The sequence below is a fragment of the Spirosoma oryzicola genome, from assembly GCF_021233055.1.
Lineage (GTDB): Bacteria > Bacteroidota > Bacteroidia > Cytophagales > Spirosomataceae > Spirosoma > Spirosoma oryzicola.
The window spans coordinates 3,704,545-3,730,077 of sequence record NZ_CP089538.1 but is presented as its reverse complement, the minus strand read 5'-3'; the positions used below and the strand labels follow the sequence as shown (position 1 = coordinate 3,730,077).

19 protein-coding genes are annotated in these 25,533 nt (G+C 50.4%); 12 read left to right on the top strand and 7 right to left on the bottom strand.

The window, feature by feature from the left end:
* Positions 1–53 precede the first annotated feature (53 nt).
* The 3 genes from LQ777_RS15805 to LQ777_RS15795 form a co-directional block, all read right to left on the bottom strand.
* Positions 54–2,258: a carbohydrate binding family 9 domain-containing protein gene (locus LQ777_RS15805; RefSeq protein ID WP_425276909.1), complete on the bottom strand. Its 2,205-nt coding sequence runs from the start codon at positions 2,256–2,258 to the stop codon at positions 54–56.
* A gap of 215 nt (positions 2,259–2,473) precedes the next feature.
* A complete protein-coding gene (locus tag LQ777_RS15800) occupies positions 2,474–3,772 on the bottom strand; it encodes a BamA/TamA family outer membrane protein (RefSeq protein ID WP_232558896.1) in 1,299 nt (432 codons plus the stop codon).
* 94 nt (positions 3,773–3,866) lie between these two features.
* Positions 3,867–4,589: a hypothetical protein gene (locus LQ777_RS15795; protein ID WP_232558895.1), complete on the bottom strand. Its 723-nt coding sequence runs from the start codon at positions 4,587–4,589 to the stop codon at positions 3,867–3,869.
* A gap of 199 nt (positions 4,590–4,788) precedes the next feature.
* Here LQ777_RS15795 and LQ777_RS15790 point away from each other — a divergent pair, with 199 nt between their 5' ends.
* From LQ777_RS15790 to LQ777_RS15775, 4 genes are all read left to right on the top strand, one after another.
* Positions 4,789–7,842 carry an amidohydrolase family protein gene (locus tag LQ777_RS15790; RefSeq protein WP_232558894.1) on the top strand — a complete coding sequence of 1,018 codons (3,054 nt, stop codon included), beginning with the start codon at positions 4,789–4,791 and terminating at the stop codon, positions 7,840–7,842.
* Between the two features lie 50 nt (positions 7,843–7,892).
* A complete protein-coding gene (locus tag LQ777_RS15785) occupies positions 7,893–9,185 on the top strand; it encodes an amidohydrolase family protein (protein WP_232558893.1) in 1,293 nt (430 codons plus the stop codon).
* Between the two features lie 108 nt (positions 9,186–9,293).
* Complete coding sequence (gene corA / locus LQ777_RS15780; RefSeq protein WP_232558892.1) at positions 9,294–10,244, top strand: magnesium/cobalt transporter CorA; 951 nt, start codon at positions 9,294–9,296, stop codon at positions 10,242–10,244.
* 100 nt (positions 10,245–10,344) lie between these two features.
* The gene (locus LQ777_RS15775) at positions 10,345–11,181 is read left to right on the top strand and encodes a mechanosensitive ion channel family protein (protein WP_232558891.1); all 837 of its coding nucleotides are present in this window, start codon (positions 10,345–10,347) and stop codon (positions 11,179–11,181) included.
* A gap of 73 nt (positions 11,182–11,254) precedes the next feature.
* On the opposite strand, the gene LQ777_RS15770 is transcribed toward LQ777_RS15775, so the two are convergent.
* Positions 11,255–12,106, bottom strand: coding sequence for a pirin family protein (locus LQ777_RS15770; protein WP_232558890.1), 852 nt, complete (start codon positions 12,104–12,106; stop codon positions 11,255–11,257).
* Between the two features lie 226 nt (positions 12,107–12,332).
* On the opposite strand from LQ777_RS15770, the gene LQ777_RS15765 reads away from it, so the two are divergent.
* The 3 genes from LQ777_RS15765 (at position 12,333) to truA (ending at position 15,064) form a co-directional block, all read left to right on the top strand.
* Complete coding sequence (locus LQ777_RS15765; RefSeq protein ID WP_232558889.1) at positions 12,333–12,785, top strand: hypothetical protein; 453 nt, start codon at positions 12,333–12,335, stop codon at positions 12,783–12,785.
* A 104-nt stretch (positions 12,786–12,889) separates the two neighbouring features.
* The gene (locus LQ777_RS15760) at positions 12,890–14,212 is read left to right on the top strand and encodes a DUF6600 domain-containing protein (RefSeq protein WP_232558888.1); all 1,323 of its coding nucleotides are present in this window, start codon (positions 12,890–12,892) and stop codon (positions 14,210–14,212) included.
* Positions 14,213–14,296: 84 nt separating this feature from the next.
* Entirely contained in the window at positions 14,297–15,064 is a 768-nt protein-coding gene (gene truA / locus LQ777_RS15755) for a tRNA pseudouridine(38-40) synthase TruA (protein ID WP_232558887.1), read from the top strand.
* A 67-nt stretch (positions 15,065–15,131) separates the two neighbouring features.
* Here the strand turns inward: truA and LQ777_RS15750 are convergent, their stop codons facing one another.
* Positions 15,132–15,701, bottom strand: a complete 570-nt coding sequence (locus tag LQ777_RS15750) for a type 1 glutamine amidotransferase domain-containing protein (protein ID WP_232558886.1) — start codon at positions 15,699–15,701, stop codon at positions 15,132–15,134.
* Between the two features lie 146 nt (positions 15,702–15,847).
* Here LQ777_RS15750 and LQ777_RS15745 point away from each other — a divergent pair, with 146 nt between their 5' ends.
* Positions 15,848–16,873 carry an SDR family NAD(P)-dependent oxidoreductase gene (locus tag LQ777_RS15745; protein WP_232558885.1) on the top strand — a complete coding sequence of 342 codons (1,026 nt, stop codon included), beginning with the start codon at positions 15,848–15,850 and terminating at the stop codon, positions 16,871–16,873.
* 100 nt (positions 16,874–16,973) lie between these two features.
* On the opposite strand, the gene LQ777_RS15740 is transcribed toward LQ777_RS15745, so the two are convergent.
* Positions 16,974–18,305, bottom strand: a complete 1,332-nt coding sequence (locus LQ777_RS15740) for a M20/M25/M40 family metallo-hydrolase (RefSeq protein WP_232558884.1) — start codon at positions 18,303–18,305, stop codon at positions 16,974–16,976.
* 326 nt (positions 18,306–18,631) lie between these two features.
* Between LQ777_RS15740 and LQ777_RS15735 the strand changes: the two genes are divergently transcribed.
* Together LQ777_RS15735 and LQ777_RS15730 are read left to right on the top strand one after the other, a co-directional pair.
* The gene (locus LQ777_RS15735; protein WP_232562860.1) at positions 18,632–20,275 is read left to right on the top strand and encodes a M14 family metallopeptidase; all 1,644 of its coding nucleotides are present in this window, start codon (positions 18,632–18,634) and stop codon (positions 20,273–20,275) included.
* 6 nt (positions 20,276–20,281) lie between these two features.
* Positions 20,282–20,782, top strand: coding sequence for a YybH family protein (locus tag LQ777_RS15730; protein WP_232558883.1), 501 nt, complete (start codon positions 20,282–20,284; stop codon positions 20,780–20,782).
* A gap of 145 nt (positions 20,783–20,927) precedes the next feature.
* Here LQ777_RS15730 and LQ777_RS15725 read toward each other — a convergent pair whose 3' ends face one another.
* Complete coding sequence (locus tag LQ777_RS15725; RefSeq protein ID WP_232558882.1) at positions 20,928–22,655, bottom strand: glutamine--tRNA ligase/YqeY domain fusion protein; 1,728 nt, start codon at positions 22,653–22,655, stop codon at positions 20,928–20,930.
* Positions 22,656–22,839: 184 nt separating this feature from the next.
* Here LQ777_RS15725 and LQ777_RS15720 point away from each other — a divergent pair, with 184 nt between their 5' ends.
* The gene (locus LQ777_RS15720) at positions 22,840–24,186 is read left to right on the top strand and encodes a TolC family protein (RefSeq protein ID WP_232558881.1); all 1,347 of its coding nucleotides are present in this window, start codon (positions 22,840–22,842) and stop codon (positions 24,184–24,186) included.
* Between the two features lie 128 nt (positions 24,187–24,314).
* Complete coding sequence (locus LQ777_RS15715; protein ID WP_232558880.1) at positions 24,315–25,478, top strand: efflux RND transporter periplasmic adaptor subunit; 1,164 nt, start codon at positions 24,315–24,317, stop codon at positions 25,476–25,478.
* Positions 25,479–25,533 lie beyond the last annotated feature (55 nt).

The following is a 25,533-nucleotide window of genomic DNA, read 5'->3' as shown; positions in this document are numbered from 1 at the left end:
GCGTGATTGAAGAAATAACAGACAGCGGAACGCTTTGTTTTAAATGCTGAGCATCAGATATTCCACCAGTACGTAAACTTGAGTACCAACGCCCGGTTTTTAACCGAAAAAGATCCCGGTTGTCCCATCGTAGGCAGATAGTTATCGGTATAAACAATAAACAAATCAGAAGCTGGCTTGTAACGCCATTGGAATCGGGCGTTCAGGTTCATGTTTTTGGCCTGCTCATTATACTGCAAAAAAGTCGTCAGGTACAGCGTATTGGTCATGGTCAGGTCGAAGCGTGGCCCGACGAGCCAGAACGTCGTTTTCCCCCAGGGGCCGGGTAAGCGAATATCGTTGTAGTTCGCACTGGCTGCCAAACTGACGTAAGGCTGAAAGCGGTACCCTACATCCGCCGTGAGGTTTAGCCGTGAGCCGTTGGAATAGTAACCGCCGTAGCGCGTTGAAAATCCGTAGGTGAACAGGCTCTGTGGTTTTGACGTAAACTGAGTGCCCCAGGCCGTCCAGTTGTGTTCGGTATCGGTCGCCAGGGTTTCGCGTCCCGAATTGGTCGGATCGAAAGGTTGCAGCAGCCGCACATAGTCGGTGGCGGCCCAGGCCGTTAAAACGCTTCGACTACGGAACGTTAACGTATAGCCCAGGTACGTTTCGTTGTCGCTCTGCCGCCCGGCTTTGTCGAAAAAATACGTAGACGTTAACGTGGGACCGTGATTCAGAATGGGTCCATTGGTCGGGAGAAACGTATACCCAACGGTTGCTGTTCCCCGCTCGTAACCCCGGCGCGGTACGTAGCCCGCTTCAGCGGTGTAATTGGCTCCCACCATTTCGAGCTGTCCGCTGATTAGCCATCGACGACTGTTGTATTGCAAATTGGCCGCGTAAACCGCGTTGTCCTCCTGCGAAGTTTCAGGGCTAAACGATTTTATGTACAGTGCTTTACCCATCCAGAGGTTGTTCGAGGATGCGAGATTGTATTCCAGACCAAAATTTCGGTTGTAGCGCGAGTAGATCGGTTTATCGGAAACGGGTTCGTACGACAGCGACTCTTTATTGACAAACAGAAAACCGATGTTTGATCGGGAAAAAATCCGACGTTGCAGGGCCATTACGGCAAAATTCTGGGCGGGTAATCCCATATTGTCTACCCGGCCTGTTTGCATATCCATCAACCCGATCCGCCAGTCTTTATTGAGTTTACCACTTAGCCGGGCACCGAAGCGAATCGGGACGCCACCGAGTCCGATCCGACGGCTGAAAAAAGGACGGATGGTTGAATAGCCGAAGTTGGTGAACTGGTCGCCGTTTTCCAGAAAGAACTGCCGCTTTTCGGGGAAAAATAGTTCATAACGGTCGAGGTTCGTGACCTGCTGATCAACGTCAACCTGCGAAAAATCGGGATTAACGGTTAGATCAAGATTCAGCGATGAGGTGACGGCCACTTTGGCATCCATACCCGCGTCAAAGCGACTGTCTGTCGGCGTATCTCCTTCGTAGTTGCGGTTTAAACCGCTGAGGGCGTAGGGAATAAGCGAAATGTTGGGGCCGGGTTGTGGGGGTGCCTGATCCCAGACCAGCACACCCGTATAAGCCAGAGAAGCAGTCGGAAACTGGCGCTGAATAGGCGTCCAGGACGATTTCTCGGTTGTTTTCAGGTCTTGCCGACCGAAGTTGACGCCCCAGCGGGTAATGCCGCGTTTATAGCGGATGGTCTTGAACGGAATCGCCAGTTCGAGGATGTAACGATCTGAATAGTTACGAACGGCAGAGGTCCATTTATTGTCCCAGCTTAAGTTCGCTTTACTGCCCTCGTACAACAGGCCGTCCCATTGCGCTCCCGCGGCATTGACTCCGAAAGCGAAACCATTGGTCTGGTCGTCGAAGGTGTCCATGAAAAGAATGAAATTATCGTTCTTCGGGAAAGACCAGTCGCGCCGGAGCGATTCAACGATATAAGGCCCTGCTACATCGCCGTGATAGCAGACGGCACTCAGGTAAATGTTCTGGTCATCGTAGCTCATTCGAACATCCGTACGAACGTTGGCTCGGCTGGTATCCATAGGCAGTACCATCCAGAAATCCGTTGCTACTTCTGTCGCCTGCCAAGCCGGTTCGTCCAGGTTTCCATCGACAACAATAGGTGATGTGGCTTTGCTGATGTGAAGTTGATAGGCTTCGTTTTTCTTTTGGGCGTACAGACACGGCTGGCCTACCGCAAAAATGACAAACACCAGCAACAAAAAAGGGAGACGTTTCACCAAAACTGTATGTTTATGAAGGTAATCTATAGAGAAGAAAACTGTGCAGCAAGTTACCTCCTAAAAACGTCAAAATTTTACTTTACAGCCGGTTTTTGTCAAAATTTACTTAATCAAATTACTCACCCTTTCTGATTGTTTAGTCTATAGAGATTCCCTTATACCTTTTGGTAGGTTAGTCTGCTAATTATTGGGTAAAATGAATGTAATTTAAGCTAGAAGACTTCGCCTAAATTAAAGAACAAACCTTTCGATCCATCGAAGCCAAATCCGTAATCGACAGAGAGGTTTGTTCGGGAAATTTTATTCATTTTTAAGCGCAAACCCGCTCCAACCGCTGGTACTACCTTTTCGAATTGTTCGCTGGGATGTTCCGTAACGGATTGGGCATTGGCGAAAATGACACCCCCTAAAAGCCGATTGGTCGTTAGTGGGAATCGGTATTCGGTTTCGGCATACAGTAGTTTCTTGCCCCGAAAACGTCCCTGGATAAAACCCCGGCCAACATTTCCGTTACTGTCCCAACCCGTGCTGGGTAAATCCAGGAAAGGAGGATCGCTGCTCAACGTTAGCGCGTTATAGGACCAAAAGGCCAGAATGTTGTCTGATTGCCGAGGTAGGTGTATGTACTTTCGGGCTTCGATCAACAGCGATTGGTAGGTTTTATCGCTGCCGAGTGCTTGCGTGTTCGCGCGAAAAACGGCGTTAACGTACAAGCCGCCGTTTGGATTGATCGCATTCTGCCGATTGTCGTATAGAATATGCAGTGTAGGACCTGAGGATACCGACCGACCGGCCACACCAACCGAATAGCGGGAGATACGCGTCAATTCCCGACGACTATCGTAGCTGTTGATACCCCAATGTAAATCCAGTGCGTAACCAATCCCAGCGTAAAAGTTTGGTGCCAGACGTCGTAACAGGCTTTGGTACAGGCGAAAGTAGGCATAATCCATGTTGATCACCCGGTCGGTGGACGTGTACATGCCTAATCCGTAGGTCGCCTGTGGGTAATGCATCAACCGCCAGTCGTTGGTCCATAAATAGCGGTTGGCGGCACTCCATACGGCGGCATTCGCCATCAGAATCACCTGATTATTCTGGGTGTAGGAAAGCGTTCCGGTCATGGTCGACATGTTTGCCAGTGGCTTTCGGAAAGCTGTATTGACGACAATGGCAGCCAGGGCACGCGTTTGAAGGGTGTAGCCAACCTGAGGAAGCACCAGGACAAACCGTTTCCCTTCCTGCAACGAGGCCGAGTCGTGAGTGGTGATGCCCAAACGTGGGAAGCACCGTTTGAGGACGTCGGCAACATCCTGATAATGAATTGCTCGTCTGCTATTGAGGGTATCTACTCCGACCGTTGAGGTATCCCTGCCCGAAGGCAATTGAGCGCGACAGGCGTTCACCAAAAAGAAGGTACTAAAAAGAGCCGCAACCCAATCCTTGCGAACGCTTATTCGATAAGCCAAGGAAACCGGTAGAATAAAGGACAAAGAAAATAGACGACGCATTGCCAGAAATCAATCGGACTAGCTTACTTAGTCTAACCCGGTTGATAAGTGGCTCAATTTAGCTTGCTCTTGATAATCAGCGGTTAAAATGCCGTTAAAGACTATTGTAGTAAGCAAACACCGCCGATAGACCCGGCTTGGTTTTTAAATCCGGTTTTTCCGTTTTGAGATAGGTTTCAATCTGCTCCTTTTTATCGGCCATCAGCTCAAGCAATGATTTCCTGCCGGGAGAAAACCGGTTAGCTTTTCCATTCTGGACGATGTACCAGTCGTTTTTGGGAATCAGCTCATCATCTTTGGAACCAGTACCCATAGCCGGGTTGAAATTGGCCCGTTTCACATAAACAGACGGGTATTGTAGCAACGTTAGCTTACCCGCAGCGATTTGCTCGAAAAAGCCCGCCAGGGCGTCGGCCTCACCTTTAAACTCGCGAACGTTGACGAACCGGCTCGGCGAATCGGATGGGTTGGTAGGCACGATGTATTTCACCGAAGGGCCTTTCGCTACCCGAACGTCGTTAGCACCCGCTCGAACTTCAACATCATGCGAATAAAGGTCCAGCCGAACCGGTACGTTAGCGAGTGAATCACTGACGAGATTAAGATTGCCGTAAAACTTTACGTTGCTGGTCTGCCAGGTTGTGTCGAGGTAAGGGCTACCAAGCAACTTGCCTGCATTATTTTGCCGGTTGGTCGTTGCTGCGCTCAGCCCGTTGTGATTCATAAGGTCGCGGGTTGTCTGGAGGGATCCTTGCGCCCGCAATTGAAGTGTGATAAAAAAGCCAATAAGTAACAGGATAGAAGATGAATGGCGCATACAGATTGAAGGTTGGTGTTGATCGCTACAAATTAACCAGGTGGTGTTGATCAATACAAAGAAACAATTTTAATATAATGATAAATCTATTCGTAGTTGCGCCTTGGTGGCGATATATTATTTGGGGAAGTGACCGTAAAGGCAATTGTTTACGTATTTTTGGGAGTTAACCCCAATCATTAACCAATCAAACTACTTCATGACAAGACATTTCCTGACGGCACTACTTGCGGCTGGTCTGGCCTACTCTGCTGTGGCTCAGACGACCTTCCCCCGCAACGGTGTCTACGACGAACGGCCAGGATTGTATGCATTCACCAACGCTACCATTGTTGTTGATCCACAAACGACCCTACAAAACGCTACGCTACTCATTCGTGACGGTCGCGTCGAGGCTGTCGGCAGCAACGTTAGCCTTCCTGCCGGAACGGTTGTTGCCGATTTGAAAGGTAAACGCATTTACCCTGCTCTGATCGATATTGACTCTGACTATGGCATGCCGGAAATACCACAGACGGGTGGTCCCGGCGGATTTCGGGGTGGCCCTCCGCAACTGGAATCAACCAAAAAAGGGGCTTACTACTGGAACCAGGCGGTACAACCCGAAAACAATGCCAGCTTACTCTTCAAGGCGACGCCAGCCAAGGCCGATGAACTTCGCAAATTAGGCTTTGGAGCCGTACTGACGCACCCACACGATGGAATCGTTCGGGGAACGGGCGCTTTGGTGGCTCTTGCCGACGACCGGGAAAATACGCTTGTGCTGAAACCAAATGCTACGGCTCATTACTCGTTCAGCAAAGGCACATCGCGGCAAAATTACCCAAACTCGGCGATGGGTTCCGTAGCGTTGTTGCGGCAGGCCATGTACGATGCTGACTGGTACAAACGGGGTGGGAACAAGGAGCAGGCAAACCTGTCGCTCGAGGCTCTGAGCCGTAACCTGTCGCTACCCGCGATCTTTGAAGTGGGCGACAAACTGGCGGTTCTCCGGGCCGACAAAGTAGGCGACGAGTTTGGTGTTCAGTACATCATCAAAGGCTCGGGCGATGAATACCAGCGTCTTGACGAGATCAAAGCAACGGGCGCATCACTGATTGTACCAGTTAATTTTCCGCAGCCGTACGACGTTGAAGATGCCTGGGATGCCGATAACGTGGCTATTTCTGAATTGAAGCACTGGGAAATGGCACCCATGAATGCGGGACGACTAGCTAGTGCCAACATTCCTTTTGCGCTGACAACGGCAGGACTTCGCAATAAAACTGAGTTCTGGGCCAATCTGCGCAAAGCCATTGAAAACGGCCTGTCGGAGCAGAAAGCCCTGGAAGCGCTGACCGTCGTACCTGCCCGGCTCATGAAGGCTGAGGACATGGTTGGCACCTTGCAGAAAGGCCGGGTCGCCAACTTTATTATAACCTCCGGCAATTTGTTCAGCGCGGATAACGTCATCTTCGAAAACTGGATTCGCGGTAAGCAGTACATCGTCAATCAGAAAGATGCCGCTGATCTGCGCGGAAGCTGGCAGTTGACCATCGGTGACCGGAGCAACATTAAGTTGAACATAACCGGGAAGTCAGCCGATAAGCCCGACTACCAAATCCAGGTCGATACAACCAAAATCACCCCGAAAGTTGCTATCAGTGGAGATATTATCTCGATTCAAACCCAACTGGATCGTCGCCCCAATTCGGGTACGACGCGCCTAACGGGTTACCGCACCTCGCCAACCACCCTTAAGGGCGACGGCGAAACCCCCGATGGAAAACGCATCACCTGGTCGGCAACCCGATCGGGCGATATCCCGCAATCGACTACCGTAACGGCTGCCCGGTCAACGTCGGCCACGTCGTCTACCGCTGTCATGTATCCGTTCGTGGGTATGGGTAATCTGCAAAAACCCAAAGCAGAGACCGTACTGATTCGCAACGCTACCGTCTGGACCAACGAGAAAGATGGCGTGATGACCGGAGCCGACGTGCTGGTAACGGACGGTAAAATTTCTAAAATCGGTAAAGGTCTGACAGCACCCGCCAATGTGAACGTGATCGACGGTACGGGCAAACACCTGACCAACGGTATCATCGACGAACATTCGCATATTGCCCTGCTCTCAGTCAACGAAGGCGGACAGTCGAGTTCGGCAGAGGTGCGGATGGCTGATGTTATTAACCCCGACGACGTAAACATCTATCGGCAACTGGCGGGTGGTGTTACAACCTCCCAACTGCTGCATGGTTCCGCAAACTCCATCGGTGGTCAGTCGGCTATTGTCAAACTAAAATGGGGCGAGTCGCCGGAGAATATGCTCATCAAAGGGGCCGACGGCTTTATCAAGTTTGCGTTGGGCGAGAACGTCAAACAAGCCAATAACCCCAGCGGTGGTGTTCGGTTCCCACAGTCGCGGATGGGGGTAGAACAGGTTTACATGGATCACTTCACCCGCGCTAAAGAGTACTCGAAAGGGTGGACGGCTTATAACAAGCTGAGCGCCAAAGAAAAAGCCAACGCTACGCCACCGCGCCGGGATATTGAACTCGATGCGCTGGCCGAAATTCTGGCGAACAAACGGTTTATCACCTGCCACTCGTACGTGCAGTCGGAGATCAACATGCTGTTGAAAGTAGCTGACTCGCTGGGCTTCAAAGTCAACACGTTTACGCACATTCTGGAAGGGTACAAACTGGCCGACAAGATGGCGAAACACGGAGCGGGTGGCTCGTCGTTTGCCGACTGGTGGGCGTACAAAATGGAAGTGCACGACGCGATTCCGTACAACGCGGCTCTGATGCACCGTCAGGGAGTAACGGTTTCGATCAACTCCGACGACGCTGAGATGGCCCGCCGGTTGAATCAGGAAGCGGCCAAAACCGTCGAATACGGTGGTGTTTCGGAAGAAGATGCCTGGAAAATGGTGACGCTCAACCCGGCAAAACTGTTGCATCTGGACAATCGGATGGGGAGTATCAAGGCGGGTAAAGACGCGGATTTGGTCCTCTGGAATGCGCACCCGCTGTCTATCTACGCCCGGCCCGAAATAACAATGATCGAAGGCGCTATTTACTTTAGCCTGAAAGGCGAAGAAGCCAAGCGGGAAGCCATGCAGGCCGAGCGGGCCCGGCTGATTCAGAAAACCTTGTCGGCCAAAGCGAGCGGTGTACCAACCCAGCGCCCAACGTTCAGACGGTCGCGGATGTGGCACTGCGAAGACGTTGAGGGTGTCATGGCTGAAGGCGAAGAAGAAGGAAAATAGACTGAACCCGGTAATTCTTCTACGGGCGTTCGGGCATTCAAGAAAAACACATGAAAAAAATACTGACATCCATACTTACGCTGGGCGTTCTTACGAGTTACGCCCAGAACCCGGCTCCGGCCAAACCGCAGGAACGGGCCATCGCCCTGACCGGGGCAACCATTCACGTTGGCAATGGGCAAATCATTCAGAATGGCGTTGTGGTATTCGACAAAGGGGTAATCACGGCCATTGGTGATGGTAGTACCCCAACGGCGGGAGCCGAGGTCATCAGCGCTTCGGGAAAGCACGTCTATCCCGGCTTTATCTCACCAGCCGCAACCGTCGGTTTGCAGGAAATTGGTGCGGTAAAAGCCACGGTCGATAAGCAGGAAATTGGCGATCTAAACCCTAACGTTCGGGCTCTGATTGCGTATAACACCGATTCGGAGATTATTCCGACTATTCGCAACAACGGCGTTTTGCTGACGCAGGCTATGCCGCAAGGCGGTACAGTGTCGGGAAGTTCAAGCGTGATGATGGCCGACGGCTGGAACTGGGAAGATGCCGTTTTGAAAAAAGACGACGGCCTCTGGCTCAACTGGCCGGGTTATTTCGCCCGTGAGTTCAACTACGATGACTTCTCGCTTACGGTTCGGAAAAACTCGAAGCGGACCGAAGCGATCAGCGCCTTGCAGGCAACGTTTTCCGACGCGAAGGCGTACGCAGCCCTATCGAATCCGATGCCAATGAATCTCAAGTTAGAGGCTATGCGCGGATTATTTTCGGGTAAACAAAACCTGTACATCCGGGCTGATTACGGCAAAGATATTATCGAAGCAGTAACCTTCGCCAAAGCGCTGGGTATCCCGAAGGTAGTGGTCGTTGGTGGCGAAGAAGCCAATCGGGTAGCTACTTTTTTGAAAGAGAATAACGTGCCGGTGATCCTAAGCCAGTTGCATCGACTGCCAAACCGGGAAGATGAGGACGTGGATTTGCCGTATCGTATGCCGGGTATCCTGCAAAAAGCGGGTGTGCTCGTTGGGCTGAGTTATGCCGATGAGTGGTGGCGCACGCGAAATCTGGCATTTCTGGCCGGAACAGCCGCCGGTTTTGGTATTCCGGACAAAGAAGAAGCGCTTAAACTGATTACGCTGAACAACGCCAAAATTCTGGGCATCGATAACGCCGTTGGAACGCTAGAAAAAGGTAAGCAGGCTACCTTATTTGTGTCAGCGGGCGACGCGCTCGATATGCGTACCAACGTGGTCGAACAGGTATTCATTCAGGGCCGTAAGGTCAATCTGGATGACCGCCACAAGCGGCTCTATAAAACGTATAAAGACAAATATGAGCAGAAATAAAACCCGGCAGGGACATTAACTTAGTAAACAGTTAACGGAGCGGCTTTCCACCGCTCCGTTTTTTTATGAACTTTGCGTCCCAATTACAGCACTTCTAAACTGGACTTCATGATTCGTATCTTCCAGCTCGACGAAACTTCTGTTCGTAAAATCCGTGACATCGATTCGTTTTCCAACACGGAGCGTACGCTCTGGGTCGATTTGCAAAACCCGACACCCGCCGAGATCAAGAGCGTGGAGGAGAAATTCGACGTGGATTTTTTGAGTCAGCAGGAGCAGCTCGAAATTGAAAGCAGCTCCCGCTACATTGAGGAAGACGATTTTCTGATTGCGAATTCAAACTTTTTAATTCCGGATAAAGAGCAACGTTACATCACGGTACCGGTAAGTTTTTTGCTTAAAGACGATACTCTGTTTACGTACCGCAACGCCGACCTGAAATCATTTGCCGATACGGTTAAGCGGATCAAATCGCGTCGGGCCGTGTTCAGTGACGGAGCCCAGATTCTAATATCTATTTTCGAATCCCGGATCGACTACGACGCGGATCTGGTCGAAATGGTGTCGAGCGAAATCAAAGCAATCAACCGGATGCTTGATCTGGACGCTAACCTGGACCGTGAGATGCTGCTGAATATCAACGATTACCAGGAGCTAACCATGTCGATTCGGGAGAATGTGGTTGATAAACAGCGCGTTATTTCGTCAATGATTCGTTCCGACGGCTGGTTTAGCGACCCGGAACAGCAGCGCTTGAGAACGCTCATCAAGGACATTAATTCGCTGATCGATCACACGAACTTTATTTTCGAACGGCTGGAATTTCTACAAAATACCTACCTCGGTTTGATTGATCTGGAGCAAAACCGGGTCGTCAAAATCTTTACGGTTGTTTCGCTGGTCTTTTTGCCACCGACTTTACTGGCGAGTATCTGGGGGATGAACTTCGACGAAATGCCGGAGGTACACTGGAAATACGGCTATGTATTTGCGTTAGCGATGATGGTATTGTCATCCGCTCTGACGGTATGGATTTTCCGGCGGAAGAACTGGTTATAGTAACAAGAAGGCTAAAAAAGATTACTTAACTCGTATCTGGTTTCGTTACCTTTATCTGTATTCACGTCTGAGTTGCAAACAAATCCCCCGTTTACTACTCATGGAACAGGCTCAGACGAACGCCGAACGCATCTACGACCAAGTAATTACCTTTGCCGCACTGTATGGTGGCCGCATTTTGCTGGCTATCATAACCCTTATGGTGGGTCTCTGGCTGATTGGCTGGATTACCCGATTATTATCCTCTTTGATGGCGAAACAGCACGTAGACCGTGACGTCCAGCCCTTTCTGCTGTCGATGGTCAATGCCGTCCTACGCGTATTGTTATTGCTGAGTATTGCCAATACGTTGGGCGTTGAAACGACTTCGTTCGTTGCTATCATCGGAGCCGCTGGTCTGGCGGTTGGTCTGGCACTGCAAGGCAGCCTAGCTAACTTTGCCGGGGGCGTTTTAATTCTGACGTTTAAACCGTTTCGGGTTGGTGATTTGATTTCCGCGCAGGGTTTTACGGGAACGGTTGAAGCCATCCGCATCTTCGACACCATTCTGGTGACGCTTGATAATAAAACCATTATTTTGCCAAACGGACCCCTATCCACATCGTCGATTACGAATATCAGTACGAAAGGTATAATCCGGGTTGATCAGGTATATACGGTTGGCAGTCAGAACGATCTGGACGCTACAAAAGCGTCGCTACTGCGTGTTGTAAATGCGTGTCCTTATGCGCTCAAAGATCGGTCGCACGATGTGTTGATCGCCAAATTGAACGCCAATTCGCGTGATTATGACGTACGAGTGTGGACAAAAAGCGAGACGTACTGGGAAACGTACTACTACATGCTGGAGAATGTCGCCCGGCAGTTTGGACGAGACGGTATCGAAGCGCCGAAACCCAAGATGTTTATTACCAACGAAGAACCCGTTATTGCCTAACAACAATCAGCCCGCTACGATCTGTGGCGGGCTGATTGGTTAAAGACGATTAATTTGCTGCCGGTGCTTCGGATCAGTGCCAACTACCAAACTTACCTTTTCGATAATCGTCGTAGGCTTCCATAATTTGTTGCTGGGTATTCATTACAAAAGGCCCTTGTGAAACCACGGGCTCGTTGAGCGGCTTGGCGTGACCGAATAATAGAATACTATCTTCGGCGGCTGTTACAACCAGTTCGCTGCTGTCGTGGTCAAATTCGGCCAGATGTAAGGCATTGATGACAGTTCCGTTGGCATTGAGACGCCCTTTGATTACGTAGAAGAAAATGTTGTGATCATTAGGAACCATAAGCGTTACTGTACCGCCCGGCTGAAAATAAATAGTGTTCAGTTGGATACCAATGTGGGAGTCAAAGGCGGCTTGATGACCATCCCAATCACCCGCCACCAAATTGACGATTACCTTGCCGTCGTCCAGCCTGAGACTGGGAATAGCTTCTTTTTGGAGCCCTTTGTAGAACGGCTTTGTCATTTTCAGACTTGCGGGCAGATTTAGCCAAAGCTGTAAAATTTCCAGTTTGCCGCCTTCTTCCATAAACTGGTCCGACGAGACTTCGGCGTGAATCAGTCCGCTTCCGGCGGTCATCCATTGAACACCACCCGCATTGATAACACTTTCGTGACCGCTGCTATCCCGGTGGGCAATGTCGCCATCGAGAATAAAGGTAACCGTCTCCATGCCCCGATGCGGATGCGGCCCAAATGGAAGTCCGTTATTATTTGGTTCGTAAACCTGCGGACCATGATGATTTAAAAATAAAAACGGATCGACATACTCAATAGAGCGTGTGGGCAGTGCCCGATAGGTGATCAGATCACTGATGGGCGAATAAACTGCCGGGTGAATTTTACGGACGGTTAACATGGAAATAAGTATTAAACGGTAATCGTAAGAACGTTGCTGAAAATGCGGTGTTAGAAAGAAGGTAAAAAATAAGCGTTTAGTGCCCGTAAGTACTCAATTACAGCGTCCGACGAGTTCGGCTAAACACTTGTTTGCTTCCACTAAAACGGTTGAGAGAGACGACGGACATAAAACATCTTTTTAACTGGACGGTTCAATGGATAAATTCATTGACTACTCAGTATTTATGTCTGCTACAATCACGCCTACCCTCTCACAAGCGCTCGGCAGTGGCCTTGCCGGAGCCATTGCCCTCAATGTATTACATGAAACGGTTCGTCAGTTTGTGCCTGATGCCCCCCGCGCTGACCTTCTCGGGGAGCGTAGTATTGTTAAAGGATTTGAAGCGGCCGGGGAGCAACCCCCGCAGGGAAAAAAGCTCTACGGACTGGCAATGCTCGGCGATGTAGCGTCCAATGCACTCTATTACAGTTTAGTAGGTGTGAGTAAAGAACAACCGGTCGTTGCGGGAGCTGCATTAGGAGCCCTAGCTGGAATCGGAGCCGTTACGCTGCCGGGACCAATGGGATTGGGCGAAGCACCAACCAAACGCACAACCGCAACGGCAGTCATGACCGTTGGGTGGTATCTGTTCGGTGGACTTGTTGCGGGGGCTGTTTTCAAACGATTGAAATCATAGTGATAGCCTGTAATAATCTTTTAGATGCGTGACTAAACGTTTGGGTGGTTTATCAATCTAACCCTTGTTGAGTGTTAACACTCAATCCACAAACGAATCGAGTCATGACTATCCTTAAAACGATAAAGCTGCTTGGCCTGGTAGCCCTACTAGCGCTCAGTCCATCGATCTCTCAGAAAACGATGGCGCAGCCAGGTGTCAGCGTTCCTGTCGAGTCTTTTTATGATGAATTGGCTCCGTATGGACAATGGACGCAGTACCCTGGCTATGGGGACGTGTGGATGCCAAATGCTGGCCCTGACTTCCAGCCGTATGCCACGGGTGGCCATTGGGTAGTTACGGAATACGGAAATACGTGGGTGTCGGATTATGCCTGGGGCTGGGCTCCGTTTCACTACGGGCGCTGGATTTACGACCCTGGGTACGGCGGCTGGCTCTGGATTCCGGGTACCGACTGGGGGCCGGCATGGGTTGCCTGGCGTTCGGGAGGAGGATATTACGGTTGGGCTCCTCTTGCTCCGGGCATGAACGTGAGCATCAATATTAACATTCCCGCTCCCTACTGGACGTTTGTGCCGGAGGTATACATCGCGAGTCCACGGGTTTACAGCTATTGCGTACCCCGGCCTAATGTGGTCAATATTTACCAGTCCACGACAATCATCAACAACGTCTACCGGACAAACAACCGGGTATACGCCTACGGCCCACCGCGTGCTGACATCGAACGCGTAACCCGCCGGAGCGTGCCGGTGTACCGGGTCGACAACCTGGACAGACCGGGTCGTTCGGTTGTGGGTAACGGTTCAGTAGGCTTTTACCGGCCTGATCACGGTCCGGCTTACCGCCAGGATTATGGCCGCAATAGTCGTTTTAATAATGATCCACGTCCTGAGTTCAACGGCAATAATACTCCTGGCCGGGGTTGGTACAACGGCGATAATACAACGAACCGGGATTATAATAGAAATAACGTGCCGGGTCGTGGTACCTACAATGGGAACGGCACGCCAGATCGGGGCTATACCCGAGACATCGAACCAAATCGGGAATACAACGGCAGTTTTTCTCCCAATCGACGTGGCTCGTTTAACGGCTCTGATGCGAATGGTGCTGCTCCTGGCAACAATGCCGCGCCAAACCGGTCGTTTGAATCCAATCGGGGTACCTACCGGCCCGCTGAATCTGGCAATAACGCCCCGCAAGGTGGGTTTCCTCAGTCGCCGAATCGTTCGTATGAGCGTCCCGGTTTTCAGGCTCCTTCCGGTAACCAATCAATGCCGGGTAGTCGCGAAAGCGGTTTTTCACGGATGAACGAAAACCGAGGATCACAACCTCAGTTTCAGCAACGCAATCCGGAGCCGAATCCGCAAGGCAATGTCGCAAGGCCGGGTGGGTTTCAGGGTGGTGGGCGAGGGCCACGCTAACACGTACATTCTTTCTCATAAACCGTGCATTCACTGAATGCACGGTTTCTTTGTTTTCACCGATTGGCTGTACATTTGTCCGGTATGCGTTATTTTATTGAATTGTCGTATTGCGGGACGGCTTATCACGGTTGGCAGACACAGGCAAACGGCGTTAGTGTGCAGACAACACTCGAAGCTGCGTTGACGCAGCGACTTCGAAAACCAGTGTTTGTCGTCGGTAGTGGGCGTACTGATGCGGGCGTTCATGCTAGGCAGCAATTTGCCCATTTTGATCTTGACGAACCCATTTTGCTATCCGATGCATTGGTTTACTCAATCAATTGCATCCTGCCCGAAGACATCGCCATTCGTACGTTGTTTCCTGTAGCACCGAACCATCACGCTCGATTTTCGGCGGTTTCGCGCTACTACCAGTATCACATTACGCGATACAAGAACGCGTTCGAACCTGGATTAACGTACCATTTTCGACCAGAACTAAACGTCGAATTAATGAATGAAGCGTGTCAGATTCTGATGAGGCACACTGATTTCAAGAGTTTTAGTAAGGTGAGGGCCAACGTAACGCACTTCCGTTGCCGACTTGATTTTGCGTATTGGCAGCGTAGCGAGGCTGATCTGCTGACGTTGCATATAAAAGCGAACCGTTTTCTGTGGGGTATGGTCCGTACTATCGTCGGAACGATGCTTGAGATTGGGCAGGGGCGTATGACGCTTGAGCAATTTGAGCAGTTGATTGCCGCGCAGGACCGGACCATCGCCGGGCGGGCAGCTCCTCCCAACGGCTTATACCTGATGGAAGTTGGTTATCCCGCCAACATACTGGAACAACGGGTAGTCTACGGCTAACCACAAGATGCAGGAATAAAAAAGGGACGTCCGAAACGTCCCTTTTTGCTATTTTGAGCTTACTACCTTAGGCCGACTGTTTTTCTTTTACACCTTCGCTGATCAACTTGATCGTTTCGCGGTTGAAAGCAGGTATGTCGTTTGGGTTGCGGCTAGTCACCAGATTACCATCAACGACAACCTCTTGATCTACCCAATCCGCGCCCGCATTGCGGAGGTCGGTTTTGATCGATGGGAAGGAGGTCAGCGTCAATCCGTCAACCACGTCCGCTTCAACCAGCAACGTTGGGGCATGGCAGATAGCCGCTACTGGTTTCTGCTGTTCGAAAAAATGCTGAATGAATTTAATGGCTTGTTGTTCGGTACGCAGGTTGTCGGGATTCATGACACCGCCCGGCAGTAATAATGCATCGTACTGGGATGGATCTGCTCCGGCGAGTGGTAAGTCAGCATCGAACGTTTCGCCCCATTCGGTTTCGTCCCAGGCTTTTACGCTACCGCCTTTCGGGGCAATGAGGTGAACCGTTGCTCCGGCATCTTGCAGCGCTTTCTTTGGTTCCGTAAATTCTACTTGTTCAAAGCCCTCCGTCATTAGGGCCGCAATCTTTTTGCCTTGCAAATTCTGTGTACTTTCCATAATCGTTAAGTTGGTCACTTATTTGTTGTACGCTTACTGTAACTGCTCGTTAGGGCATATGGTTATGTAAAATCGCATCTGATTTCCCGTAACAATCGGTTTGGTCTCGTGGTTGAGTACGGAACGAATAGAAAACGACAAAGCCAATGAGTGCATTGAACAGTAAAGGACTTTGGTGGACGCTGGCAGGTATCGGAGCGGTCGTTGCTGCGAAAGCCTTTCTAACCAAAAAACGAACGATTGACTTTCACGAGAAAACGGTGGTTATTACCGGCGGTTCTCGTGGATTGGGTCTTGAACTGGCCCGTCAGTTTGCACAGGAAGGAGCTAACGTTGCGATCTGCGCCCGTGATCAGGACGAACTGGATCGCGCGCAGGAGGACTTACGCCGACGGGGCAGCGATGTGTTTACCTACGCCTGTGACGTAACCGACAAAGCGCAGGTCGAGCAGTTTATCAAGGCCGTCGGACAAGTGTTGGGGTCGGTTGATGTATTGGTCAACAATGCCGGAACGATTATCGTCAGTCCGTTGGAACATGCGACAGAAGAAGATTTCCGGGATACGATGGAAGCTAATTTCTGGTCGGCGTTCAACATGATCAATGCCGTGCTACCCCAGATGAGAGAACGCAAGGCAGGGCGCATTGTCAATATTACCTCGTTCGGTGGTAAGATTGCCGTACCACATCTGGCTCCTTATTCGGTTAGTAAGTTCGCCTTTGTGGGATATTCGGAAGGACTTCGTTCCGAGTTGATGAAAGACAATATCCTGGTTACCACCATATGTCCCGGCTTGATCCGTACGGGAAGCCCGCGCAATGCCTTCTTCAAAGGACAGAACGAGAAAGAATATACCGTTTTCAAAATTGGCGATTCGATTCCTTTCTTTACAATAGCCGCTGATGACTGCGCCCGCGAAATTATTGACGCTTGCCGAACGGGAGAAGCGGAACGAGTCATTACGCTTCCGGCTAAAGTAGGCGCGGCTATTCACGGTTTCGCGCCTGGATTCATCACGGACATGATGGCTTTGGCGAACGAGATGCTGCCTGGCCCCGGTGGAATCGGTGAGCAGCGTGCGGTCGGAAAAGACAGTGAAACCGCACTGTCCGAATCGGTAGTCACACGTCTGACCGATGATGCTGCGGTAGCTAATAATGAGATAAAGTAGAACAGGCTATACTTTGATGGTTTAATATTTCATACGCCATATCTCCAAGATATGGCGTATGAAATATTAAACCATCAAACACTAAATAACAGCTTTCCTATTACTTCTTCTTCGCGGATGCGGTAGTAGATTTGTCCAGTCCGGCTTCAGCGAGTAAGAGCAACAGAATGCGCTGCATACCCAGGTAGCCTTTGTCGTTTAGCCACCATTCGTTTAGGGCGTGTTCACCTCCGCCAATACCTCCGCTACCAATCGTTACAGCCGGAATACCCAGCGCTATCGGTGTGTTGGCATTCGTCGAAGCAACTTCCAGTTGCGGCTCGGCATTTAGGTATTTGGAAACGGCAACCGCCCGTTGTACAATAGCCGCCGTTGCTTCGGTTCTTCCAGATGGACGGTCTCCAATTTTTTTAACAGCTACGGTCAGATCAGGACCTTGCCGTTTAACAGCGTTTTCTTCTTTCAATGCTTTTTGGATGGCTGTCTGCAACAACTGGTCAACCTCATTAAGCTTCTCCGGACTTTCCGAGCGCATGTCAATTTCAGCCCACGATTCGTAAGGAATGGCGTTAACCGACGTGCCTCCGCCGATGACACTAACACTATACGTTGTTTTGACGCCCTGACGAGTGGCTTTGTCAGCTTCGGTAGTAAAATGATAGATGGCTTTGCCCAGAGCGCTGTGCGGATTGACAATACCGAACGATCCGTACGAGTGACCACCCGGACCTTTGAACGTAATGCGGTAGCGATGCGAACCCAGACCCCGATGGGTGATGCTACTGATACCGTCGCCATCGACTGCGATGTAGGAGTCAGGCTTAATGCCCCCGTCTTTACGCAGCAGATGCTTAACCCCGCGCAGATCACCCAGACCTTCTTCGCCAACCGCACCTACAAACAGTACGTCAGCCTCTGTTTCGATACCTGCCTTCTCCATACCTTTCACTACGGCCAGTACGGCGGCTAAACCGCGTGTATCGTCACCAACACCCGGTGCATAGAGCGTGTCACCTTTCTGCTTGACCTTTACGTCGGTCCCTTCGGGAAAGACCGTATCCAGGTGAGCTTCCACAACGACGGTCTTTTTGCCTGATCGACCTTTACGTTTGGCGAGGACGTTGTTTACCTCATCGATCCAGACCGAATCCGCTCCGGCTTCCTTGATCATGGCCGCAAATTTCTTCGCCCGTACCTGTTCTTTAAAAGGCGGAGATGGTGTTTCCGTTAAGGTAATTAAGTCTTGCTTCGTCTGTGGTTCAAGATCGATAAAGGTTTGGAAGGCTGTTTTGACGGCAGGTTGATCCGCTAGCTTTTTGATTTCATCCGCATAACGCTTGTCGATGGTTGGGGTTTGCTGCGCTAGCAGGAGTGAAGTCGTAGCGCCCATGAGCAGAGCCGTGAGTGCCGTTGGGACGAATATTCGGTTCATAGAGAGGTTGTATAAAATGTACTGAAGGTAATGCGGAGTTGTATTCTGGAACGATTTATTCTATTTGTTTGGAAAAGGGGTTGGCTTTGGATTGATAATTCTACAGAACTGCCGTAAAATTATAGTTTATTCTGTAGACTCCTGTCAACGTGTAACTCTTGGTAGCGCTTCCAATGAAGAAAAATAAAGGAGCACTCGCGTTTTGTTAACCATTACTCATGAAATTCATTTCGTTCATTGCCTCCCGAATCTTGCAGGTTGCCAGCTTTGGCTGCTGTTTGTACCAATTGTTGTTCAGTTTACTTTACGCGCAATCGACCGCGTCTATGCTGACGCCGTACGAACGCGACACAAACCAGACGGCTACCTACCCTCAGATTATTAGCTGGTATCAGCAACTGGATAAGCAGTACGATCAGGCCAAACTGATCGAGATCGGCAAAACAGATATTGGCAAACCGCTACACCTGTTTTTACTAGCGGCTGATAAGCAGTTTACGGCCCGTCCGAACCGCGTCACCTTACTGATCAATAACGGTATACACCCCGGCGAGCCGGAAGGCATCGACGCCTGTATGATGCTGGCTCGCGATCTACTAAAAGCAAATAAACTCCCTAAAAATGTGCTGGTCGCCATTGTGCCGGTCTACAACGTAGGCGGTTGTCTGAACCGGGGCGTGTCGCGGGTGAATCAGAACGGACCCGATACGTACGGCTTTCGGGGGAACGCCAGAAACCTGAACCTCAACCGCGATTTTATAAAAGCCGAAGCGGAAAATACCCGCGCGTTCCAGACGATGTACCAGTCGCTGAAACCGCAGGTGTTTATTGACAACCATACTAGCGATGGTGCTGATTACCAGCATGTCCTGACGTATTTTGCCACCCAGAAGGATAAATTGCATCCAGCACTGGCGGGCTACATGACCCAACGATTTCAGCCTGAGATCGACAAGATGCTGGTTGCCAAAGGATTTCCGTCTGCCCCCTACGTCAATCACGCGGGTGATACGCCCGAGAGCGGCCTGATTGGCTATAACGATTCGCCCCGTTACTCAACGGGTTATGCGGCTTTGTTTAATTGTTTCGGCTTTACGCTGGAAACGCATATGTGGAAACCGTACCCGGCGCGGGTCAAGGCTTCGTACGTTTTCGACGAAGCAGTGATGCGATTATGTGAGCGGGAAGCCCAAACCATTCTGGCGAATCAGCAGCGGGCAAACGAGGCCGTACGTCAGCAGAAAACGTTTGGTTTGAGTTATAAACTGGACCGTAGTAAAGTGGATTCCGTTATGTTTCTGGGCTATGAAGCTGCGTACAAACCGAGTGATGTGTCGGGGTTGAAACGACTTTATTACGACCGAAGCAAACCGTTTAAAAAACAAGTCCCTTACCTGAACAACTTTGTCGTTGACGCGCAGATCGACAAGCCACGGGCTTACGTTATTCCGCAGGCTTGGCAGGAGGTCATTGGTGAGTTAAAACGTAATGGCGTAACCCTGCAACCGTTATCAAAAGATTCGTTGCTAACGGTGTCGGCTTATTACATCACCGATTTTAAAAGCCCGCAACGACCCTACGAAGGTCATTACCTCCATACGGGCGTGAAGGTGCGGACGGAATCACAAAAACTTCAGTTCTATAAAGGTGATTACCTGGTTCAGACCAATCAGGCGGCTAATCAGTATATTGTCGAAACGCTTGAACCGCAAGGCGTTGACTCGTTTTTTGCCTGGAATTTTTTTGATAGTATTCTTGATCAGAAAGAGTACTTCGCTGATTACATTTTCGAGGATACCGCTGCTGAACTGGTCAGGAAAGATCCGGCCTTGCGGAAGCAACTGGAGGAAAAACGGGCTGCTGACAAAGCGTTTGCCGATAATGCCGACGCACAGCTGAATTTCATCTATCGGCAGACGCCTTACTACGAAAAAACGCATAACCGCTATCCGGTTTATCGGTTAAACTAGATCGTTATGAATCGTTTACTGGGACTATTGCTGACGGTTGTTTTTTGTCAACTACCTTATCTGCTTGCTGCTCAAACTAATTCTACGAAAGACAAACTGGCGGACGAAGCGTCGATACGGGCATTACGGAATCAGTCGAACCGAGCGATACAGGCGCGTGATCTAGCTGCATTTGGTCAGACGATGTCGTCGGATATTGAGGTTACGCGCGGGAGCGGTTCACACGTATCCGGGCGTGACTCCGTTTTAGCTTCAGTCTCGGTACAGTTCAAGGACCCTGCTTTCATGGGTTACGTACGAACTACCGAGCGTGTACAAGTGAGCAAGTCTGGGCCGCTGGCAGCCGAGCACGGACACTGGACGGGACGCTTCAAACGGTCGGATGGCGTTCAGACCATAACGGGTACGTATTTGGCAATGTGGCGCAAAACAGACGCTGGCTGGAAAATACGCTCTGAACTCTTCGTCAGCCTGGATTGTACGGGTAGCGCAGATTGTGAGAAGTGAGAAAACCTGTTAGGGTTTGATTTTAGAAGTATTGACGAGTGAGCTATGAGCTACTCAGCTTTTACAAGAACTTGACTTAAAGTCAAATAGAAACGGGCTTTGTGAAAACAAAGCCCGTTTCTATTTGATACATTATAACCAGCGTCTATCCTTTTTTGACTTCCTTCGCCCAGCTATCTTTCAGGGTTACGGTTCGGTTGAAAACAGGCCGTTCCGGAGTTGAGTCAGAATCGAGGATGAAATAGCCTTTACGCATGAACTGGAAATTACGCTGCGCACCCGACCGCGCGGCTTCGACCAATGCGGGTTCGACAAAGGCCCGTACAACTTCCAGCGAATTTGGATTCAGTAATTCACGGAACTCACGCTCATCGGCGGCTGGATTTTCTACCGAGAATAACCGGTCGTACAACCGTACTTCGGCTTCAACGGCGTGCGGAACCGATACCCAGTGGATCGTACCTTTCACGTTGATCCCCGACGTGTCGGAACCACTCCGGCTTTCGGGAATATACGAGCAACGCAGTTCAATAATCTCACCCGCGTTATCTTTGACAACTTCATCGCACTTGATGATGTAAGCCCCTTTCAACCGCACCATACCGCCCGGAAACAACCGGAAAAATTTCTTCGGTGGATTCTCCAGGAAGTCGTCGCGTTCAATGTACACCTCACGGCTAAACGGTACATCGCGTTCGCCCGCGTTAGGATCTTCGGGGTTGTTTTCGATGCGCATGATCTCTTCCCGGCCCACTTCATAATTTGTAATGACCAGTTTCAGCGGTTTTTCGTCGAGAACGGCCATGACGCGGTGCGTCGTTTTGTTGAGTTCCTCCCGAATGCAGAACTCAAGCAAGCCCACGTCGATCAGGTTATCGCGTTTGGCTATACCGATGCGGTCAGCAAATTCACGGATACTAGCGGGCGTATACCCACGACGGCGAATACCCGCAATGGTAGGCATGCGTGGATCGTCCCAACCGCTGACGTGATGGTCTTCGACGAGCTGTTTGAGTTTCCGTTTGCTCATAACCGTGTAGGTCAGGTTGAGTCGCGCAAACTCAATCTGGCGAGAGGGGAAAAGCGCCAGTTTGTCAATAAACCACTCGTACAAAGGCCGGTGAACCTCGAACTCAAGCGTGCAAAGCGAATGCGTAATGTGCTCAATCGCGTCGGACTGGCCGTGGGCAAAGTCGTACATCGGGTAGATACACCAGGTGTCGCCCGTACGGTGATGATGCGCGTGCTTGATCCGGTAGATAATCGGGTCCCGGAGTTGCATGTTCGGCGAAGCCATATCGACTTTAGCCCGCAATACCTTGGCCCCATCCGGATACTCACCGGCTTTCATGCGACGGAACAGGTCGAGATTCTCGTCAATGCTCCGGTCGCGGTATTGGCTCATGCGGCCCGGCTCCATCGGTGTGCCTTTTTGAGCGGCAATTTCTTCCGCCGTTGAATCGTCGACGTAAGCGAGTCCTTTCTGAATCAACGCTTCGGCGAACGCGTAGAGCTGATCGAAATAATCGGACGCATAAAATTCATTTTCCCAGTCAAAGCCGAGCCAGCGCACGTCGTTCTTGATCGAATCAACGTATTCCGTATCTTCCGTAACCGGGTTGGTATCGTCAAAACGAAGGTTAGTCTGTCCACCGTATTTGTCGGCCAGACCGAAATTAAGGCAAATGGATTTGGCGTGGCCGATGTGCAGGTAACCGTTGGGTTCGGGCGGAAAGCGCGTATGCACGCGACCGCCGTTTTTACCGGCTGATATATCTTCTTCTACAAACTGCTCAATAAAATTAAGCGATGTTCCGGTATGACTACGATCAGTCGTACTGTTCTCTAACGGGTCATTTGATGCTTCCGCCATGGCGCGTATTACTATACTGATAAGGTCCCGAAATTACAGTGATCAAACGGGTTTGGCAAACGGACGATTAAAGCTTTCTTATATTTTACAGCATAAGCGAACAAAACGATACTTGTAACGGGTTGTAGATAGTACACGCCGTTGACTATCTACCAGAAACGGCTTTGTTGCCTTTCGTTATGTTATGAAAACTAGTTTTATTAGCTTCCTCTTAAGTATTGGCTGTTTTTTACCTTTTAGTGTTCAGGCTCAGAAAACCACCGATTCACTAGCAAAACAGGCTTATCTTCCGGACTGCATCCAGTATGCTTTGACCCATCAGCCGATAGTTCGGCAGTCTATCATTGACCAGGAAGTAGCCGAGCGAACCGTGCAAAGCTCACTGGCCGCCTGGTATCCACAAATAGCGGCTGGATACAATTTACAGCATTTCCTGAAGCTTCCGGTCACGCTCATTCCCAATCCGGTTACCGGCGAACGTGTTCCCACAGCGCTGGGGGCGCAAAACACATCTACGGTGTCATTCTCCGTGACGCAGAGTATTTTCAATCGAGATTTACTATTGGCTAGCCAAACCGCCGATGCTTACCGGCTTCAGGCGGCTCAGACCACGGTAAACAACAAGATTAATGTAGTCGTGAATGTCAGCAAAGCATTCTACGATTTGATCCTGACGCAGCGGCAGGTCGATATTCTGAGCGAAGATATTACGCGGTTACAGCGTAGTTTGCAGGACGCAACGAATCAGTATCAGGGTGGTATCGTTGACAAGACCGACCCGCAGCGGGCCAGAATAGCGCTTAATAACTCACTCGCTCAGCGAAAGCAGTTCAGTGATCTGATTGGGTCAAAATACCAGGTTCTAAAGCAGCTTATGGGCTATCCGCCCAATGCCCAGCTGAGCGTTACATACGATACGCTGCAACTCGCCAATGAAGTTGCCTTGGATACATTGCAACTGGTCAATCCACAGGACCGCATTGAGTATCAGTTGTTACAGACGCAGGGACGTTTGTTAACGGCTAATGTTCGGTACAACCGCCTGGCTTTTCTACCGACGGTCGGCGCATTTGCCAACTACAACCTGCTCTACCAAAACAACGCTTTCGGACAACTTTATTCACAGACGTTTCCCAACTCGTTGATTGGGCTTGCCGTAGCACTACCTATTTTTCAGGGGGGCAGGCGAATTCAGCAGTTACGGATTTCGGAGTTACAGGTGCAGCGGCTGAACTGGGATCTGGCGGCCCTGACGAGCGCTGTTGACGCTGAATACGCGCAATCATTAGCGACGTATAAGGGTAATTTAGCTAACTATCTGGCGCTACGCGAGAATCAGTTGCTGGCCGAGGATGTCTATCGAATTATCAACCTGCAATATCGGTCCGGTATAAAAACGTATCTGGATGTTACGATTGCTGAAGCTGACCTTCGGACGGCGCGGTTGAATGTATTTAACGCGTTGTATCAGACGATCGTGAGCAAGCTCGATGTCCAGCAGGCTTTAGGCGCTATTCGGTTTCAACCATAAGTATGAGCGTGTTGGCTTTGTACCAGTCAATAAATCACGAGTACACCAGAATAAGACGACGGCTAATTCACTAGAACAGGGCTTTCGTTGTTAACAAAATCCTTATCGAGTCTCAGGTAATTACACATATGAAATTTTATAGTCATGTACTTATTGTAGCCGGAAGTATCGTACTGGCTTCCTGTGGCGGTAACAAAAATGATCAGCAGCAGGCCCCTCCACCGCCGACGGCTGTGACTGCCGTTAAAGTAGCTAAAGGAAGTGCCACCTACTACGACGAATTTCCGGCGACGGTAACGGGCCTGGTAGTCGTGGATATCCAGCCGCAGGTTGCGGGAAATATCACGGGTATTTTCTTTCAGGATGGACAGCGCGTTCGGAAAGGCCAGAAGCTGTATACCATTGACCCACAGCAATACCGGGCGAGTTACGATCAGGCAGTAGCAAACCTGAACGTGCAGAAAGCAAACCTGAACCGTGCCCAGAAAGATGCCGACCGGTACAACACGCTGGCGCAGCAGGACGCTGTTGCCAAACAACTGGTCGATAATGCCAATGCCAGTCTGGAAGCTACGAAAATGCAGGTAGCAGCCGCGCAGGCCAGCATTCAGCAGGTGGCTACCAATCTAAAATATACGACGATCTACGCGCCACTGGACGGAACCATTGGTATTTCGCAAGTGCGGCTTGGTGCGGCTGTTGCGCCAGGTTCGACTCCGTTGAACACCATCTCCTCCGATGATCCAATTGCGGCTGATGTGCAGGTTGACGAATCTGAAATACCTCGTTTTCTGCAACTTCAAAGTCAGAAGACAGCCGCCCGCGACTCTACGTTTATCCTGATGTTGCCCAATGGCAGCCGGTATCCGTATCCTGGTACGATCCGGATTGTTGACCGCGCTGTCGATCCGCAAACGGGTACGCTTCGCATTCGAATCGCTTTTCCAAACCCGAACAAACAGCTGAAAGTTGGTTTGGCGGCTAATGTCCGGGTCAAGAACAGCACCGGGCAGCCACAGATACTGATTCCTTACCAGGCAGTAACCGAGCAGATGAGCGAATACTTTGTCTGGGTAGTGGGCGACAGCAGTAAGGTAACTCAGAAAAAGATAACGCTCGGGCCGCGTATCAATGATAAAGTGGTCGTTCGAAATGGGATTAATGAAGGAGAAACGATTGTGACCGAAGGAACGCAAAAAGTACGCGAGGGCGCTGTCGTTAAAGTAACCCCGCCCGGCCAGGGTGGAAGTTCAGCTCCAAGTTCAAGTACGAATCAGTCGGCCTCAAAATAAAGAAAGATGAGCGAATGAGCGAGCACCGACGAAATCAGGCTTGTTCATTCGATTA

Excerpts from the sequence above, each read along its gene's own strand:
- truA (WP_232558887.1), top strand. The coding sequence starts at position 14,297 with ATGCGTTATTTTATTGAATTGTCGTATTGCGGGACGGCTTATCACGGT.
- LQ777_RS15770 (WP_232558890.1), bottom strand. The coding sequence starts at position 12,106 with ATGTTAACCGTCCGTAAAATTCACCCGGCAGTTTATTCGCCCATCAGT.
- LQ777_RS15745 (WP_232558885.1), top strand. The coding sequence starts at position 15,848 with ATGAGTGCATTGAACAGTAAAGGACTTTGGTGGACGCTGGCAGGTATC.
- LQ777_RS15765 (WP_232558889.1), top strand. The coding sequence starts at position 12,333 with ATGTCTGCTACAATCACGCCTACCCTCTCACAAGCGCTCGGCAGTGGC.
- LQ777_RS15720 (WP_232558881.1), top strand. The coding sequence starts at position 22,840 with ATGAAAACTAGTTTTATTAGCTTCCTCTTAAGTATTGGCTGTTTTTTA.
- LQ777_RS15750 (WP_232558886.1), bottom strand. The coding sequence starts at position 15,701 with ATGGAAAGTACACAGAATTTGCAAGGCAAAAAGATTGCGGCCCTAATG.
- LQ777_RS15725 (WP_232558882.1), bottom strand. The coding sequence starts at position 22,655 with ATGGCGGAAGCATCAAATGACCCGTTAGAGAACAGTACGACTGATCGT.
- LQ777_RS15775 (WP_232558891.1), top strand. The coding sequence starts at position 10,345 with ATGGAACAGGCTCAGACGAACGCCGAACGCATCTACGACCAAGTAATT.
- LQ777_RS15790 (WP_232558894.1), top strand. The coding sequence starts at position 4,789 with ATGACAAGACATTTCCTGACGGCACTACTTGCGGCTGGTCTGGCCTAC.
- LQ777_RS15785 (WP_232558893.1), top strand. The coding sequence starts at position 7,893 with ATGAAAAAAATACTGACATCCATACTTACGCTGGGCGTTCTTACGAGT.
- LQ777_RS15800 (WP_232558896.1), bottom strand. The coding sequence starts at position 3,772 with ATGCGTCGTCTATTTTCTTTGTCCTTTATTCTACCGGTTTCCTTGGCT.
- corA (WP_232558892.1), top strand. The coding sequence starts at position 9,294 with ATGATTCGTATCTTCCAGCTCGACGAAACTTCTGTTCGTAAAATCCGT.
- LQ777_RS15715 (WP_232558880.1), top strand. The coding sequence starts at position 24,315 with ATGAAATTTTATAGTCATGTACTTATTGTAGCCGGAAGTATCGTACTG.
- LQ777_RS15740 (WP_232558884.1), bottom strand. The coding sequence starts at position 18,305 with ATGAACCGAATATTCGTCCCAACGGCACTCACGGCTCTGCTCATGGGC.
- LQ777_RS15735 (WP_232562860.1), top strand. The coding sequence starts at position 18,632 with ATGCTGACGCCGTACGAACGCGACACAAACCAGACGGCTACCTACCCT.
- LQ777_RS15795 (WP_232558895.1), bottom strand. The coding sequence starts at position 4,589 with ATGCGCCATTCATCTTCTATCCTGTTACTTATTGGCTTTTTTATCACA.
- LQ777_RS15760 (WP_232558888.1), top strand. The coding sequence starts at position 12,890 with ATGACTATCCTTAAAACGATAAAGCTGCTTGGCCTGGTAGCCCTACTA.
- LQ777_RS15730 (WP_232558883.1), top strand. The coding sequence starts at position 20,282 with ATGAATCGTTTACTGGGACTATTGCTGACGGTTGTTTTTTGTCAACTA.